General features: G+C 60.7%; 15 protein-coding genes. 11 read left to right on the top strand and 4 right to left on the bottom strand.

Annotated features, from left to right (window positions below; translation table 11 throughout):
• Positions 1-120 precede the first annotated feature (120 nt).
• The 5 genes from QPJ95_RS12525 to QPJ95_RS12545 all read left to right on the top strand — a co-directional run bounded on the left by QPJ95_RS12525 (position 121) and on the right by QPJ95_RS12545 (position 6,617).
• The gene (locus QPJ95_RS12525) at positions 121-1,254 is read left to right on the top strand and encodes an aminodeoxychorismate synthase component I (RefSeq protein WP_270917910.1); all 1,134 of its coding nucleotides are present in this window, start codon (positions 121-123) and stop codon (positions 1,252-1,254) included.
• Positions 1,209-1,880, top strand: a complete 672-nt coding sequence (locus tag QPJ95_RS12530) for an aminotransferase class IV family protein (RefSeq protein ID WP_270917909.1) — start codon at positions 1,209-1,211, stop codon at positions 1,878-1,880. Before QPJ95_RS12525 ends, QPJ95_RS12530 begins: the two co-directional genes overlap by 46 nt.
• Positions 1,881-1,962: 82 nt before the next feature.
• Positions 1,963-3,816 (top strand): aspartate--tRNA ligase, encoded by a 1,854-nt coding sequence (aspS, locus tag QPJ95_RS12535; RefSeq protein ID WP_270917908.1) that lies wholly within the window; start codon positions 1,963-1,965, stop codon positions 3,814-3,816.
• Between the two features lie 188 nt (positions 3,817-4,004).
• Positions 4,005-5,387 carry a DUF1800 domain-containing protein gene (locus QPJ95_RS12540; protein WP_270917907.1) on the top strand — a complete coding sequence of 461 codons (1,383 nt, stop codon included), beginning with the start codon at positions 4,005-4,007 and terminating at the stop codon, positions 5,385-5,387.
• Positions 5,388-5,402: 15 nt separating this feature from the next.
• Positions 5,403-6,617 (top strand): DUF1501 domain-containing protein, encoded by a 1,215-nt coding sequence (locus QPJ95_RS12545; protein WP_270917906.1) that lies wholly within the window; start codon positions 5,403-5,405, stop codon positions 6,615-6,617.
• A 253-nt stretch (positions 6,618-6,870) separates the two neighbouring features.
• Here QPJ95_RS12545 and QPJ95_RS12550 read toward each other — a convergent pair whose 3' ends face one another.
• Positions 6,871-7,590: a response regulator gene (locus tag QPJ95_RS12550; protein ID WP_270917905.1), complete on the bottom strand. Its 720-nt coding sequence runs from the start codon at positions 7,588-7,590 to the stop codon at positions 6,871-6,873.
• A 176-nt stretch (positions 7,591-7,766) separates the two neighbouring features.
• Here QPJ95_RS12550 and mce point away from each other — a divergent pair, with 176 nt between their 5' ends.
• Both mce and QPJ95_RS12560 read left to right on the top strand, forming a co-directional pair.
• Positions 7,767-8,171 carry a methylmalonyl-CoA epimerase gene (gene mce / locus QPJ95_RS12555; protein ID WP_270918041.1) on the top strand — a complete coding sequence of 135 codons (405 nt, stop codon included), beginning with the start codon at positions 7,767-7,769 and terminating at the stop codon, positions 8,169-8,171.
• A 36-nt stretch (positions 8,172-8,207) separates the two neighbouring features.
• On the top strand, positions 8,208-8,483 hold the full coding sequence (locus tag QPJ95_RS12560; protein ID WP_270917904.1) for a DUF1467 family protein: 276 nt from the start codon (positions 8,208-8,210) through the stop codon (positions 8,481-8,483).
• A 46-nt stretch (positions 8,484-8,529) separates the two neighbouring features.
• Here the strand turns inward: QPJ95_RS12560 and QPJ95_RS12565 are convergent, their stop codons facing one another.
• Both QPJ95_RS12565 and QPJ95_RS12570 read right to left on the bottom strand, forming a co-directional pair.
• Entirely contained in the window at positions 8,530-9,222 is a 693-nt protein-coding gene (locus tag QPJ95_RS12565) for an EI24 domain-containing protein (protein ID WP_270917903.1), read from the bottom strand.
• Positions 9,219-9,797 (bottom strand): nitroreductase family protein, encoded by a 579-nt coding sequence (locus QPJ95_RS12570; protein ID WP_270917902.1) that lies wholly within the window; start codon positions 9,795-9,797, stop codon positions 9,219-9,221. The genes QPJ95_RS12565 and QPJ95_RS12570 overlap by 4 nt, the downstream gene beginning before the upstream one ends.
• A 177-nt stretch (positions 9,798-9,974) precedes the next feature.
• On the opposite strand from QPJ95_RS12570, the gene QPJ95_RS12575 reads away from it, so the two are divergent.
• Complete coding sequence (locus tag QPJ95_RS12575) at positions 9,975-10,262, top strand: DUF167 domain-containing protein (RefSeq protein ID WP_270917901.1); 288 nt, start codon at positions 9,975-9,977, stop codon at positions 10,260-10,262.
• On the opposite strand, the gene QPJ95_RS12580 is transcribed toward QPJ95_RS12575, so the two are convergent.
• Entirely contained in the window at positions 10,238-10,477 is a 240-nt protein-coding gene (locus QPJ95_RS12580; RefSeq protein WP_270918040.1) for a hypothetical protein, read from the bottom strand. The genes QPJ95_RS12575 and QPJ95_RS12580 overlap by 25 nt on opposite strands.
• A 150-nt stretch (positions 10,478-10,627) precedes the next feature.
• Here QPJ95_RS12580 and QPJ95_RS12585 point away from each other — a divergent pair, with 150 nt between their 5' ends.
• The 3 genes from QPJ95_RS12585 (at position 10,628) to QPJ95_RS12595 (ending at position 12,410) form a co-directional block, all read left to right on the top strand.
• Complete coding sequence (locus tag QPJ95_RS12585; RefSeq protein ID WP_270917900.1) at positions 10,628-11,341, top strand: M48 family metalloprotease; 714 nt, start codon at positions 10,628-10,630, stop codon at positions 11,339-11,341.
• Positions 11,342-11,344: 3 nt separating this feature from the next.
• Positions 11,345-11,770, top strand: a complete 426-nt coding sequence (locus QPJ95_RS12590; protein WP_270917899.1) for a YigZ family protein — start codon at positions 11,345-11,347, stop codon at positions 11,768-11,770.
• 364 nt (positions 11,771-12,134) lie between these two features.
• Positions 12,135-12,410, top strand: a complete 276-nt coding sequence (locus QPJ95_RS12595; RefSeq protein WP_270917898.1) for a DUF6455 family protein — start codon at positions 12,135-12,137, stop codon at positions 12,408-12,410.
• The last annotated feature ends 180 nt before the right edge of the window (positions 12,411-12,590 follow it).

Genomic DNA, 12,590 nt, shown 5'->3' on the forward strand with positions numbered 1-12,590 from the left:
GGCCCCGCGAGGAAAGGTGCAAGGGGGATCGGAACTGAGTTCAAAAATGCCGCAAAAATCGCTTTTGTTCGCATAGTGAACGTCTATATAGCCGATTATCGACACATGGAGTAAGCCAAAGTGCGCATCCGCTTTGATCAGGGGCCCAAGGGGGCGGGGACTTGTTTTGCTTCCCCACAGCGGGTGATCCGGGCGGATCAGCCGCATCAGGTGCCAGCGGCGCTAGCGGATCTGGATGCCATGCGCGCCGCCGGCAAGTGGCTGGCAGGCTATGCCAGCTACGAGCTGGGATATGCGCTGGAGCCGAAGCTGGCAGAGCTGATGCCCGCCGATCGGCGACTGCCGTTGATTTGTTTTGGTGTCTATGATGCTCCCGTGGGGAGGGTCAGGCGCTGCCTTGCAGTGCCGGGCGAAGTGGGATTGCAGCGGCTGACGCCGCGTTGGGATTTTGACCGCTATGCCACCGCCTTTGCGCAGGTGAAGCAAGCCATCGGCGCCGGCGATATCTATCAGGCCAATCTGACCTTTCCGCTGGATGCGGTGGTTTTGGGCGACAGCGACGCCCTTTATGCGGCGCTGATGGATGTTCAGCCGGTGGGGCATGGGGTTCTGGTCGAGCAGGATGATCTGCCAGATCTGCTGTCCCGCTCGCCGGAATTGTTTTTCCGCACCGATGCGGACGGCATGATTGAAACCCGGCCGATGAAGGGCACCCAGCCGCGCAGCGCTGATCCGGTTGAGGATGCCGCCCGGCGGGATTTTCTGCAGCGCGATGAAAAGAACCGCGCCGAGAACCTGATGATCGTCGATCTGCTGCGCAATGATATCAGCCGGGTGGCACAGACCGGGTCGGTCTCTGTGCCTGAGCTGTTTGCGGTCGAGACCTACGCGACGGTGCATCAGATGGTGTCGACGGTGCGGGCGCAGTTGCGGCCCGGTGTTGGGCTGGGTGATATCCTGACGGCGCTGTTCCCCTGCGGCTCAATCACCGGGGCGCCGAAAATCAGTGCCATGCAGATCCTGGCCGATTTGGAACCCGACCCGCGCGAGATCTATTGCGGCACCATTGGCTGGGCCGCCCCGGATGGGCGCTCCTGTTTCAATGTGGCGATCCGCACCCTGATGGTCGAGAGCGGCAAGGCCACACTAAATGTCGGCGGCGGCGTGGTCTGGGACAGCACCGCCGAATCCGAGTATGAGGAGGCCCTATGGAAAACCAGATTTGCCCGCCAGATGACCCCGACTTTCGCCTGATTGAGACCTTTGGCTATTGCCCTGATCAGGGCATTGCCCGTGCCGCGCTGCATGTGCAGCGGCTACAGGCCTCGGCTGCCGCGCTGGGGTTTGATTTCGATCGGCGCGCGGTGGTGCAGCAGATGCAGGGGCTCACCTCAGATGTGCGCTTGCGCTGTCGGCTGACGCTGGGTCGGGCCGGGGATCTGCAGCTGACCACCGCGCCGATGCCCGCCAAACTGGAGCGGATGCGGTTTGTGATTGCCGCCACCCGGCTGCACTCGGATGATGCGCTGCTGCGCCATAAAACCACCCGTCGCGAGATCTTTGACCGGGCGCGGGCGGCCCTGCCCAGGGGCATAGATGAGGCTGCCTTTCTGAATGAGCGGGATGAGGTATGCGAGGGGACGATCACCAATATCGTGATCACCACGCATGACGGCGACCAGTTGACGCCGCCGCTGACCTCGGGCTGTTTGCCGGGGGTCTATCGGCAGAGCCAGCTGAATATGGGCGGGCTGCGCGAGGCTGTTTTGACCCTTGCGGATCTGAAACAGGCCCACAGTATCTACCTGGTCAACGCGCTGCGCGGGGCAACCCAGGCGATTTGGGCGCCTCAGTGCAGTCAATTCGCCCAGTTTGCTTGACAATAGCGTCGCAACCCTGTGTATCGGCCCGGACGAATTCCGCGCTTTGCAGCGCCGATCCCGAGTGACGAAAGGTCAAATCATGCACGCCTATCGCAGCCATACCTGCGCCACCCTGACTGCTGCCAATGTCGGCGAAACCGTTCGCCTGTCCGGTTGGGTCCATCGTGTCCGCGATCATGGCGGCTTGCTGTTCATCGATCTGCGCGACCACTACGGTATCACCCAGATCATCGCCGACCCCGACAGCCCGGTGTTTGCCGAGCTGGAAAAGCTGCGCTCGGAGTGGTGTATCCGGATCGACGGCACCGTGATGGCGCGCGACGAGAGCCTGATCAACAAGGCGATCCCAACCGGCGAGGTTGAGGTGTTCATTCGCGATCTCGAGGTGCTGGGCAAATCCGAAGAGCTGCCGCTGATGGTGTTCGGCGATCAGGAATACCCGGAAGAAACCCGCCTGAAGTACCGCTATCTGGACCTGCGCCGCGAGGCGATGCAGGACAACATGAAGCTGCGCTCGGACGTTGTCACCTCGATGCGCAAGCGCATGTGGGCAAAAGACTTCCGCGAGTATCAAACTCCGATCATCACCGCATCCAGCCCCGAAGGCGCGCGTGACTTTCTGGTGCCATCGCGTCAGCATCCCGGCAAGTTCTACGCGCTGCCACAGGCACCGCAGCAGTTCAAACAGCTGATGATGGTGGCCGGCTTTGATAAGTATTTCCAGATCGCGCCCTGTTTCCGCGACGAAGACCCGCGCGCCGACCGCTCGCCCACCGATTTCTACCAGCTTGATCTAGAGATGTCCTTTGTCACCCAGCAGGACGTGTTCGACACCATCCAGCCGGTGCTGCAGGGCGTGTTCGAAGAGTTCGGCAAGGGCCGCAAGGTCGATGATGTCTGGCCGCAGATCTCGTACAAGGACGCGGCGCTGTGGTATGGCACCGACAAGCCAGACCTGCGCAACCCGATCAAGATGCAGGTGGTCTCGGATCACTTCCGTGGTTCCGGCTTTGCCATCTTCGCCAGCCTGCTGGAGAATGCGGGCACCGAGATCCGTGCCATCCCGGCCCCCAAAGGCGGCAGCCGCAAGTTCTGTGACCGGATGAACAAATTCGCTCAGGGCGAAGGTCTGCCGGGCATGGGCTATATCTTCTGGCGCAAGCAGTCGGCGGATTCCATTGCGCAAGAGCGCGGGATCACCGTTAAAGACGTCAACGCTATGGTCAAAGCGGGCGAGATCGTTCTGGGCAATGAGGCCGCAGGCCCACTGGCCAAAAACATCGGGCCTGAGCGCACCGAAGCGATCCGGCAGCAGCTGGGTCTGGAAGTCGGCGATGCGGCCTTCTTCCTTGGTGGTAAGCCAAAAGCGTTTGAATCGGTTGCCGGCCGTGCCCGGACCGCCATTGGTGACGAGCTGGGTCTGACCGACAAAGACCGGTTTGCCTTTGCCTGGATCGTCGATTTCCCAATCTACGAAGCGGATGAAGAAACCGGCAAGATCGATTTTGAGCACAACCCGTTCTCGATGCCGCAGGGTGGCATGGACGCACTGCTGGGTGATCCGCTCAAGGTGCTGGGCTATCAGTATGATCTGGCCTGCAACGGCTACGAGCTGGTGTCGGGCGCGATCCGGAATCACCGCCCGGAAATCATGTTCAAGGCGTTTGAAATTGCTGGCTACGGCAAAGACGAGGTCGAAAAACGCTTTGGCGGTATGGTCAACGCCTTTCAGTACGGTGCGCCGCCACACGGTGGTTGTGCCGCCGGTGTCGACCGTATCGTGATGCTGCTGGCAGACGAGGCCAACATCCGCGAAGTGGTGATGTTCCCGATGAACCAGCGCGCCGAAGACCAGATGATGAACGCCCCCAGCGATCCGACCTCGGATCAGTTGATGGAACTGGGCCTGCGGCTGATCCCAAAGGATCAGTAATCCTGCCCAAATGGACCAAACGAACAAAGGCCCGGGGAATTCCCGGGCCTTTTTCATGGGCAAAGATAAGCCGACCATAAAAAAACCGGCAGAATATGGGAAACTGCGCGTATAACCCTAAGTGATCCGTATCGGCGTTGATCAGGTCGGCTGAAGCACGGACGTTGATTGCTTGGGAGCAAACCCGAATGTTTTCACCTGTGCTGGCAGAGATCCGGTTTGGCTGTGGATTGTCACCTGATCTGCAGCCCAAAGGCTCGGTCGAGGATATCCTGCACAGGCTTGCCGGTCCCGACCACATGGCTATAGCCCATCCGACCGCGGATTTCGACAGTTTCTGGCCTCAATCGACGGCGCTCAAGGCGCTTCGTCAAAAGCGGGGTCTCGCCGAGGGAACCGATGCCTATGACGATCTGAATGCTCAGTATAAAGCGATGCGACGAGAGGCCCGTTTTGAACACACCCGCTGGTTTGGCCAGATCATTCTGCGCCACAGCCAGACCGAAGACGGATTTCGCGAGAGATTGGCGCTGTTCTGGGGCGACCATTTTACCGCGCAGGGCAAAAGTGGCCTGGCGAAACGGATGGGTGCGCCATATGTGGATGCGGCGATCCGGCCCTATGTGTCAGGACGGTTTGCCGATCTGTTGATTTCGGCCGTCACCCATCCGCTGATGTTACACTATCTGGACCAGCACAAATCTATTGGCCCCAATAGCCGGGTTGCAGAAAAATCCAGTGGGCAGAAGGGGTTGAACGAAAACCTGGCGCGTGAAGTGATGGAGCTTCATACATTGGGTGTCGGCGGGCCTTATACTCAGCGCGATGTACGGCAACTGGCGGAACTGTTCACCGGGCTTGGTTTCAAACCCAAAACAGGGTTCCAGTTCAAACCCAACATGGCCGAGCCGGGGCCTGAGACGGTGCTGGGGACGGAATATGGCGGCGATCCGGCGCAGTTGGAGGCTATCCATATGGTGCTTGCAGATCTGGCGCTACACCCGGCGACAGCCCAGCATGTTGCCCGCAAACTGGTGGTACACTTTGTCTCGGACAGGCCTGACCCGGTGCTGGTGGGCCACGTTGCAGCGCGGTTCCGTGACACCGATGGCGATCTGGCCCAGGTCTATGCAGCCCTGCTGGAACATCCTGCCGCCTGGCGCCCAGAGCTGCGCAATGTGAAGCCGCCACTGGATTTTATCGCCAGTGCCTGCCGCGCCCTGGCGCTGCGACCGGCGCATCTGAACCGAATGGCTCCCAAACGGCTTGCCAAAGGGTTGCTGCTGCCAATGGTGCTGATGGGGCAACCCTGGGAACGCTCAAATGGTCCCGATGGCTGGCCAGAAGAGGACGCGGCCTGGATCACGCCGCAGGGTCTGGCCGCCCGGATGCGCTGGGCCATGCTAGCCCCCCGACAGTTGGCTGGCCGATTGCCACCCCCCGAAAAATTTGTCGAGACCAGTCTGGGCGGTTATGCCGATGGGCCGGTGCGGTTTGCGGCGCGCGCGGCGGAAACTCAGGCCGAGGCGATCGGACTGGTGCTGTCCTCTCCCGCCTTTCAGCGCCGTTAACAGGAGGGTAAATCGATGCCATTGTCCCGTCGTCATTTTCTGGCCCGTTCCGCCGCTATCGGATGCTCGGCCGCCGCCAGCCCGCTGCTGAGCCCGGTCAGTTTTGCCGCCGCGCCCTGGGACAGTCGGCTGGTTGTGATCATTTTGCGCGGCGGTCTGGATGCATTGGATATGCTGCAGCCTTATGGCGACGTCAATTATGCCGGGCTAAGGCCGACGCTGGCGGGCGGCCCTGACAACGGCGGTCTGGATCTGGACGGTTTTTATGCGCTGCACCGTGGATTGGCACCGCTGATGCCCCTGTGGAAACAGCAGGACCTGGGCTTTGTGCAGGCGGTTTCGACCCCGTACCGCAACCGGCGCAGCCATTTTGACGGCCAGGATCTGCTGGAGGCGGGAACGTCGGGGTTGGGGCAGGGCGGTGATGGCTGGTTGAACCGCATGTTGCAAAACATGGGTGGCGTCGAAAACCGTACCGCATTTGCCATCGGCCAGGGCGAGATGAAACTGTTGCACGGGGCCGCACGGGTCTCGGACTGGAGCCCGGACGCGGCATTGACCCTAAGCCCCCAAGCCAAGTTGCTGGCTGAGCAGATGATGCAGAATGACCCGTTGTTTCACGGCGCCCTGGCCGAGGCGCTGGAGCTGTCGCAAGACGGCTCCATGATGCTGGGGCTGCCCGCGAGTGACGGCCGCATGGAGGACATGACCATGCCTGTGCCCACGCGCGGCAAGTCGCATTTGAAAGTTGCTGAATTTGCCGCCGAAATGTTGCGCGGCGACACTAGGGTGGCGGCTTTTTCGATCAATGGGTGGGATACACATGCCAATCAGGCAAAGGGGTTAGGGACGGCCTTTCGGCGGCTGTCTGATACGATTTTAGCCCTGCGCGGCGGGGTTGGCGATGCGATCTGGGGCAAGACGGCTATACTGGCGATGACTGAATTTGGTCGCACCGTGCGCGAGAACGGCTCTCGGGGCACCGATCACGGAACCGGCGGCGCCATGCTGCTGGCGGGCGGCGCCATTCGCGGTGGCCGGGTTCATGGGCGCTGGCCGGGATTGGCCGAGGTTGATTTGTTTGACCGCCGCGATCTGATGCCCACTGCGGATGTGCGGTCACAGGCGGCCTGGATCCTGCGGGGGCTGATTGGGGTGGACCGGGCGCAGCTGGAACAGGTCGTGTTTCCGGGGCTCGACATGGGCGATGATCCGGGGTTGTTGTGGTGACCGAGCATACCGATAAGCCGATCCGCGATGGGGCCACCGAGCCCTGAACATACGACGGTAATACCTGGTTATCGCCAGAGGTGCAGCCGCCAGAAAACCGGATCAGTTGTCTGATGGCAGGACCAGTAAAGACTCGGACCCATCCGGATCATTCTCAGATCTGTTGCGGCGGATTTTATCCGCCGCGTTTCTGGCCCGCCCGTATAGGACAAAAGCCAGGGTGACGCCAACGATCAGTACGGTTTCCAGCACGTCAGATCGCGAGTTTCTGGTTCAGGCGCTCCTGAACCAAGCCAGCGATCCGGGCGGCCTCTGAGGTCACCGGACGTCCCGTCGACAGGGCCTGGGCCAAACCGGTAGCGGCCTCTGCCAGCGAACTGTCGCCAACACTGCGCGCAACCCCGCCGAGAAACTGGGCAACATAGTTCAGCATTTTGTCTTCCTGCGAGACATTCAGCACGTCTGCGACATGTGCCATGTCATCCTGAAAGGCCAGCAGGTCCGGGTGGATCACCTCATCCGGGAGATCCACTGCGCCCATCGGTTGGCGATCCGCAGGCAGGCGGGTCAGAATGGCCTGTTGAAAGACGGCTAGCGAGGTCACTGGTTTTGCCAGAAACCCATCCGCACCAGCAGCCAGTGCCGCATCATGGCCGGTGTCATCCCCCGAGGTGCCAAGTACGACGCTGACGCGGGGGCTGGCGGTCACCGTTTCTTCGATCAGATCAACACCAGACCCATCGGGCAATCCCAGATCGACAATCAGAACCGAGGGGCGATAGACCTGCAAATGTCGTCGGGCCGATTTGAGACAATCAGCCCTGCGAATGCGGGCGCCACTGCGCAGGCACAGCAGGCGCATCGCCTCGCAGGCATAGCGGCTATCCTCAATAACAAGAATGGTCAGCCCCAATAGGGGGCGCCGGGTGGTGGGTTGGCGGTGTGCGGCGGCAAACAGGTCCGAATCGTCCATAACACTTGCTCCTTTCGGCAGACGCCCCGAGGCTATGGAATCGAAGCTAATTCCGGGTTAACGCCGCGAATGGTCCGGCTGGGGTACAATTCGCGGGACTGGGCGCATTGGCGCCCTTGCCGCGGCCTTTGACAGCCGGCATAAACGCCACAAAAGCCCAGACAGGAGATGTGATGATGATTGGCCGGTTGAACCATGTGGCGATTGCGGTGCCAGACCTCGAGGCCGCGATGGCACAATATCGTGATACTTTGGGGGCCAGCGTCGGCGCGCCACAGGATGAACCCGACCATGGGGTGACTGTGGTGTTCATCGAATTGCCCAATACCAAGATCGAACTGCTCTTTCCCCTGGGGGAGGGCTCGCCGATCACCGGTTTCCTGGAGAAAAACCCCTCCGGTGGCATCCATCACATCTGCTATGAGGTCGATGACATCTTGGCCGCCCGCGATCATTTGCTGGCCAAGGGCGCCCGGATCCTGGGCTCGGGAGAGCCCAAAATTGGCGCCCATGGCAAACCGGTGCTATTCCTGCACCCGAAAGATTTCACCGGCTGCCTGGTGGAACTCGAACAGGTCTGACGTTAGACAGCTCGAAACTGAAGAAAGGTGCGCGACATGGCAATCACTTCTGGACTGGTGCTTTATGCGGTGATCTGGTTCCTGAGTTTTCTGGTGATCATCCCGATCCGACTGGAAACCCAGGCCGACAAGGGGACCGTGGTGCCCGGCACCCACGCCAGTGCGCCCGAAACCCATTATCTCAAGCAAAAGGCCCTCATCACCACAGCGGTGGCGGCGCTGCTCTGGGCGCTGATTGTCGGCATCATCCTGTCCGAGGTGATCAGCATCAATGACCTTGACTGGCTGGATGTCTATCCGGACCCTGAATGATCCTGCAGGTCTTTGCGGCGCTATTGCTGTGAAGGCGAAATCAGGGTCAGCCTCGCCTCTGTAGCGCGTGAAAGATATGGGTGAAGGTGGCGGCGCCCAGGATCGGGATCACCAGGTTGAGCAGCGGGATCGACAGCGGCATTGCCATCAGCGTGCCCGCCAGCCAAATGGAGCCCAGATGTTTGCGGCGCAGCTTTTTGGCCTCAGGCAGGCCAATGCGACGGGCCGCGGCAAGGGTGAAATATTCCCGCCCCAGCAGAAATCCATTGAGCCCCCAGAAAATGAACGGTGCCGCCGGTGGCATCAGGCCATAGAGGATCAGCGCCAGAACATTGGCGGTGATCAACAGGCCCAGGAAATTCACCGTGTCCTTCAGCGCCGCCCAAAACGGTGTTTTGCCCACCGCAGGCAAATAGGGGAAATGCTTGTCCTCAACCGCCTGCGCCACCTCATCCAGAAACATCGAGGTGATCGCCGAGGCAACCGGAACCATCAGAAACATTGACAGGATCAGCATGAAAATCAGCGACCCGATCGACAGCAGATCATCCAGCCAACGCACGTCTCCAAGCACCGGAACCGTTGCGTCCGGGCCAACAAACCACTGGATCAGCACCAGAAACCCGGCATAGGCCGCGATCAGTAACGCTAGGGTCAGGCCAACGCCCAGGGTCAAAACCCGGCGGAACCTTGGATCACCTGCCTGCGCAACGGCCTTGAAAAAGGACTCAAAAATCATTCGCTTACCCAGGTTGTGAGGCTGGCAAGATCGGGCCGCGGCCGTTCGGGCGGCTGGGCGCTCTCGGTGGCGATATGGATCAGCCCGGCAATGCGTTCATTACCCGCCAGCCCCAATCCTTCACGGCAGAACTCCGCATCATGGCTGGCCCAGCCCGACAACCAGTTGGCGCCCCAACCGGCTGCGAGGGCGGCGTTCAACAGGCTCAGGCAGACGGCACCCGCCGAATAGGTCTGCTCGATGGGTGGAACCTTCTCGCTCGGGGTCTGCACCTCAACAACGACGACGGCCAGATGGCCCAGTTCAAACTGGCTGCGGCCCTTGGCGATATCCGCCGGAGCTTTGCCCAGCCGCTCTCCGGCCTGCGAGGTCAGATCCGCCAGTCGCGCCATTGCGCCGCGTTCCACCACGATAAACCGCCAGGGTTCCAGCTTGCCATGATCCGGGCAGCGCGCCGCCGCCGTCAGCAGCTGCGCCAGTTCCGCCCGGGTCGGGGCCGGCGCTACCAGCGTCTTGGCGGGGCGCGACCGCCGGTTAAGCAAAAAATTCAGCGCGGCAGAGTTCTGTCGGGGCATATGTAAAGCCTTTTTACATTCTATCTCTCCCATTTCGGCAGACCGGGCGGGAAATTCAAGGCAAAAAGCAAAATCACCTCGGCGTTTTTGAGGATCCGCTTCATCTGGCTGAAAATATCTCCGCCGGAGGCCTGAAAACCATGGCAATCCCTCTCAGTGCAGGGCAACACTGATTTTATGGCAAAGCCAAAACGCAAAAACCTGCCGGACCTTGGACACCTGGCCCAGACCGGGGCGGAAATTGCGGTGCGGGTTACCCCCAAAGCGGCGCGCAATGCTATTGAACTGCGGGATGGACAGCTGCGGGTCTCGGTGACCGTGGTGCCCGAGAATGGCAAGGCCAACGGGGCTGTCCAAGGGCTATTGTCCACCGCGATGGGGGTGGCGCCTTCTCAGCTGCAGCTGAAACGCGGCCACAGCGCCCGCGAGAAACTGTTTATCTATTCGGGCCCGTCGCGCAGCTGATACACCCCTTCAGGCAGGTCCAGCGCCACCGACAGATCGCGCAGTTGGTCCTGCGAAAGGGTGATGAGATGCACCCGGTCAGTGCGTGGATCATATTGCTCAATGGTGACGCATTCGGCAAAGGAGTTGATGGTGACATCTTCCTGCAAAGGCGCTTCGCCTTCATCCAGAAGGGTGATCACCGTGGCGTCAAACTCATGTTCGATGGTAAACATGAGATCAGCTTGCCCCGGGACTGCCGCGCTGGCAAGGCTTTGCAACATCCCGGTATCTTTTGCCCGATACCAAGGGCGGGGCGACGCTGGGCAATTGATCCCAAAGCAAAACATCCTCTAGTATGGAGCAAAGTGATCCGGGGGAGTGTCATGCACCGTTTTCTGCTAGTGTTGGTCTTGTCCCTTGCCGGGTGCGAGATCTACGTACCGCCAGTTGCGGGTCCGGGTGTCGGCGTGCCGCAAGCCCGGACAAAGGGCCTGGCCGGTGGCACGGCCAGCGCGGCCTTTGGGCCCGTAGCCCGGTCCGTCGAACCGGTGGCCGAGCGCGAATGTCGATCCCGAACGCAGGCGCGGAACTGCAATTTTCTGATCCGCATCGACCCGGACCCCAAAGCCCCCGCAAATGCCTATCAAAGCCTGGACCGCTCAGGGCGTCCGGTGATCACCTTTACCCGCAAGATGCTTGCAGAGCTTGCCAACCCGGATGAACTGGCCTTTGTGATGTCGCATGAGGCGGCCCATCACATCCGGGGTCACCTGGCCCGGCAGGAACAAAACGCCATTTCCGGCGCCATCATTTTTGCCGGACTGGCGACCATGGCGGGCGCCAGCGCCAGTGATATCGTTGATGCGCAGGACCTGGGCGCCATGGTGGGCGCCCGCAGCTACTCGAAGGATTTCGAACTAGAGGCCGATCAGCTGGGGACCATTATCACCCACCAGGCAGGATTTCGCCCCAGCGTCGGGGTGATGTTCTTTGCTCGCTTGCCTGACCCCGGCGACAGATTTCTGGGCTCCCACCCGGCCAACCACGACCGGGTAAAAATCGTGCAGCAGACCATTCACCGATACAATCTGAACTGACCCATGCCCCAATCTTCCCTCGCCAAACCACAACTTGTTCAGCTGGGTGTAATCCTGACCGATCGCGGCTCGCGTTATGCGGTCTCCGGTGCGCCGGTGACAACACGGGATGAGATCAACGCAGTCCTGAAGGATCTGAAACGGGACCGCTCATACGCCAAGGCCACCCACAACACCTGGGGGGCGCTGCTGCCCACTGGCGGGCTCAAGGCGGATGACGGCGAAAGCGGCGCCGGCATGGTGATCCTGCGGATGCTGGAGCGGGCTGAGCTGCAAAGCCACGTTATTATCGTCACCCGATGGTATGGTGGCAAGAAACTGGGCGGCGACAGGTTTCGGCGGGTGCAGGAGGCTGTCCGCGCCTATTTGGAGGATCACAGTCACAGTCACAGTCACAGTCACAGTCACAGTCAGAGGCAGGAGGGGTAACCTGCTAAAAAGCTTGACCTACATCAAAGTGAGTTTGGTTTAAGCTGTTTACCTGCACCGGCATCTCAACGGATCGGGAGGCCGCCTTGATAGCCATTGTGAGCCACAACTGCCGCGCGGCCGCCGGACCGGATGAGCTGTGCTGTGAACCCGACACCGGTTCCGGTTTTCACGACTGGATTGATCGACCGTGACGTTTGGATGGCGACGGGCGCAAGCTGCCGGTCCTGCGCCCCTGCGACGTCTCTGCGCCCTGCAGGGTCTCAGGGGCATGAAATGATCAATTGCCCAGCCCATGGGGTAAAACACAGAGCCGCTCATGAGGCTCATGACGCTCAGAAAAGAATGAAAATGGACCAAACTTATGAAAGACTGGGCAACCCAACCTGCGCCGACAGGGGATATCTACCGGCACCTGTGGTTGTTGAAAACAATGGCGAACGCAGTAGGCGTGGATCTGACACAGGCGATGGCTGAAGGTACCCTAGGGGTGGCCGAGTACAGCCAGATGGTGACTGGATGTCGCTTTGGCGGATGTGACAAAGCCTGTGTTCTCTGGCAGGCAAAGAACCAGGGCCAAGCCAACAGCCCGCCAGACCTATGCGCCAACAAAGAGGCCCTGGAGCGGCTGAAGCCCTAGCAACGGATGCCTCGGCGCCTCTGTGCGCCGTTTGCGAAGATCTGCTGCGTCATGGACCGGAGATCCCAGAGCCCTAGACTGGCGCGTCTTTGTTCAGGCCCAATACCGGCCAGACATGCTCTGCGTCCCCTATGCCGCCCAAATTCTCCCGCCCCCGCGCCAGACATTGGCTGCGCCAAT

The organism is Parasedimentitalea psychrophila (assembly GCF_030285785.1).
Lineage (GTDB): Bacteria > Pseudomonadota > Alphaproteobacteria > Rhodobacterales > Rhodobacteraceae > Parasedimentitalea > Parasedimentitalea psychrophila.

What these genes read in the sequence shown, in the direction of transcription:
- QPJ95_RS12530 (WP_270917909.1), top strand. Translation starts at nt 1,209, where the DNA reads ATGGAAAACCAGATTTGCCCGCCAGATGACCCCGACTTTCGCCTGATT.
- aspS (WP_270917908.1), top strand. Translation starts at nt 1,963, where the DNA reads ATGCACGCCTATCGCAGCCATACCTGCGCCACCCTGACTGCTGCCAAT.
- QPJ95_RS12540 (WP_270917907.1), top strand. Translation starts at nt 4,005, where the DNA reads ATGTTTTCACCTGTGCTGGCAGAGATCCGGTTTGGCTGTGGATTGTCA.
- QPJ95_RS12545 (WP_270917906.1), top strand. Translation starts at nt 5,403, where the DNA reads ATGCCATTGTCCCGTCGTCATTTTCTGGCCCGTTCCGCCGCTATCGGA.
- QPJ95_RS12550 (WP_270917905.1), bottom strand. Translation starts at nt 7,590, where the DNA reads ATGGACGATTCGGACCTGTTTGCCGCCGCACACCGCCAACCCACCACC.
- mce (WP_270918041.1), top strand. Translation starts at nt 7,767, where the DNA reads ATGATTGGCCGGTTGAACCATGTGGCGATTGCGGTGCCAGACCTCGAG.
- QPJ95_RS12560 (WP_270917904.1), top strand. Translation starts at nt 8,208, where the DNA reads ATGGCAATCACTTCTGGACTGGTGCTTTATGCGGTGATCTGGTTCCTG.
- QPJ95_RS12565 (WP_270917903.1), bottom strand. Translation starts at nt 9,222, where the DNA reads ATGATTTTTGAGTCCTTTTTCAAGGCCGTTGCGCAGGCAGGTGATCCA.
- QPJ95_RS12570 (WP_270917902.1), bottom strand. Translation starts at nt 9,797, where the DNA reads ATGCCCCGACAGAACTCTGCCGCGCTGAATTTTTTGCTTAACCGGCGG.
- QPJ95_RS12575 (WP_270917901.1), top strand. Translation starts at nt 9,975, where the DNA reads ATGGCAAAGCCAAAACGCAAAAACCTGCCGGACCTTGGACACCTGGCC.
- QPJ95_RS12580 (WP_270918040.1), bottom strand. Translation starts at nt 10,477, where the DNA reads ATGTTTACCATCGAACATGAGTTTGACGCCACGGTGATCACCCTTCTG.
- QPJ95_RS12585 (WP_270917900.1), top strand. Translation starts at nt 10,628, where the DNA reads ATGCACCGTTTTCTGCTAGTGTTGGTCTTGTCCCTTGCCGGGTGCGAG.
- QPJ95_RS12590 (WP_270917899.1), top strand. Translation starts at nt 11,345, where the DNA reads ATGCCCCAATCTTCCCTCGCCAAACCACAACTTGTTCAGCTGGGTGTA.
- QPJ95_RS12595 (WP_270917898.1), top strand. Translation starts at nt 12,135, where the DNA reads ATGAAAGACTGGGCAACCCAACCTGCGCCGACAGGGGATATCTACCGG.